2 protein-coding genes and 1 pseudogene are annotated in these 1,256 nt (G+C 63.1%); 2 read left to right on the top strand and 1 reads right to left on the bottom strand.

The genetic code is table 11. The annotated features are described in order from the left end of the window. Positions 1-37: 37 nt before the first annotated feature. Positions 38-676 carry a LemA family protein gene (locus tag EN935_RS36480; RefSeq protein ID WP_109664265.1) on the bottom strand — a complete coding sequence of 213 codons (639 nt, stop codon included), beginning with the start codon at positions 674-676 and terminating at the stop codon, positions 38-40. A gap of 163 nt (positions 677-839) precedes the next feature. Here EN935_RS36480 and EN935_RS36475 point away from each other — a divergent pair, with 163 nt between their 5' ends. Both EN935_RS36475 and EN935_RS42525 read left to right on the top strand, forming a co-directional pair. Continuing rightward, positions 840-1,091, top strand: coding sequence for a hypothetical protein (locus EN935_RS36475; protein ID WP_109665384.1), 252 nt, complete (start codon positions 840-842; stop codon positions 1,089-1,091). Between the two features lie 13 nt (positions 1,092-1,104). Next, positions 1,105-1,256, top strand: a pseudogene (locus EN935_RS42525) (pyridoxal kinase); the annotation flags it as partial.

Here is a 1,256-nt window from a genome sequence, read left to right as displayed (position 1 = left end):
CATCGGCCTGAAAGATCACGACGTTTGGCTCCGACGATCACCCGCCCTGCTTGGTGCCGAAATCGACCTTCGGCGGCTGCATCTTGTCTTCATCGACGGTGAAATTGGCGAAGGGCTCGTTGCTGCGGAACCAGAATGTCGCCCACAGCACCGACGGGAACGTCTTCAGCGTCAGATTGTAGTCCCGCACCGCCTGGATATAGTCGCGCCGTGCCACCGCGATGCGGTTCTCGGTGCCTTCGAGCTGCGCCTGCAGTGCCAGGAAATTCTGATTGGCCTTGAGGTCTGGATAGGCCTCCGACACCGCGATCAGCCGCGACAGCGCGCTGGTCAACCCTGCCTGGGCATCCTGGAACTTCTTGAGGGCTTCGGGATCCTTCAGCGTTTCCGGCGTCACTGTGATCTGCGTTGCCTTGGCGCGGGCTTCGACCACCGCGTCGAGCGTGTCCTTTTCGTGCGAGGCATAGCCCTTGACCGTCTCGACCAGGTTGGGGATGAGGTCGGCGCGGCGCTGATACTGGTTCAGCACCTCGCTCCATGCCGCCTTGGCGTTTTCCTCCGCCGTCGGAATGGTGTTGTAACCGCAGCCGGCCAGCAGCGGCAGCACGATCGCCATCATCAGGAAGGCGGGCAGCGTGCGGAACATGGACGGTGAGGCAAGGCGCTGGGCAAACATGATGGGGTCCCTCGGTAGAAGTTGCATGCGAAGCATTACCACAATCGGCGCGCAAGAAAACCGCCCGACCGGCAGCCGTTTGGCTGGCACGCTGGATGCCATTGCAAGGCCCTGTGATTGGCTGTGCGAACGCGATAAGGTTCGATCGAAACGGGACATCATCATGGCGGAACGCCAGGACAGCGACAAGGAATCGCGCCGTATCCTCGAGCGCGTTGCGCGCGAGACGGATCCGGCCGGCAACTCGTTTGTGGCGCGGGCCACGAAAGGCCTGCACGATCACGTCACCGCGGCCGATGCCGATCGTGCCGATCCGATCGAAGTCTGGGGCACCCGCATTGGCCGGACACTCGGCCTGCTGCTGGCGCTGGGCCTGATGGTCTGGCTTGTGCTTTACGTCATCCGGGGCAGTTAGGAATCAAGCAACAATGAGCGCCGAACAAACCGACGCGCCGCGTGCGGTCATCGTCATTTCCAGCCATGTCGCGCGCGGCTCGGTCGGCAACCGTGCCGCTGTGTTCGCACTGGAGACGCTGGGTTTCCCGGTCTGGGCGGTGCCGACGGTCATCCTGCCCTGGCA

The sequence above is a fragment of the Mesorhizobium sp. M7D.F.Ca.US.004.03.1.1 genome, from assembly GCF_003998635.1.
Lineage (GTDB): Bacteria > Pseudomonadota > Alphaproteobacteria > Rhizobiales > Rhizobiaceae > Mesorhizobium > Mesorhizobium loti.
This window is presented reverse-complemented; position numbering and strand designations above follow the sequence as displayed.

Coding starts and splice junctions, on each gene's coding strand:
- EN935_RS36475 (WP_109665384.1), top strand. CDS start 840: ATGGCGGAACGCCAGGACAGCGACAAGGAATCGCGCCGTATCCTCGAG.
- EN935_RS36480 (WP_109664265.1), bottom strand. CDS start 676: ATGTTTGCCCAGCGCCTTGCCTCACCGTCCATGTTCCGCACGCTGCCC.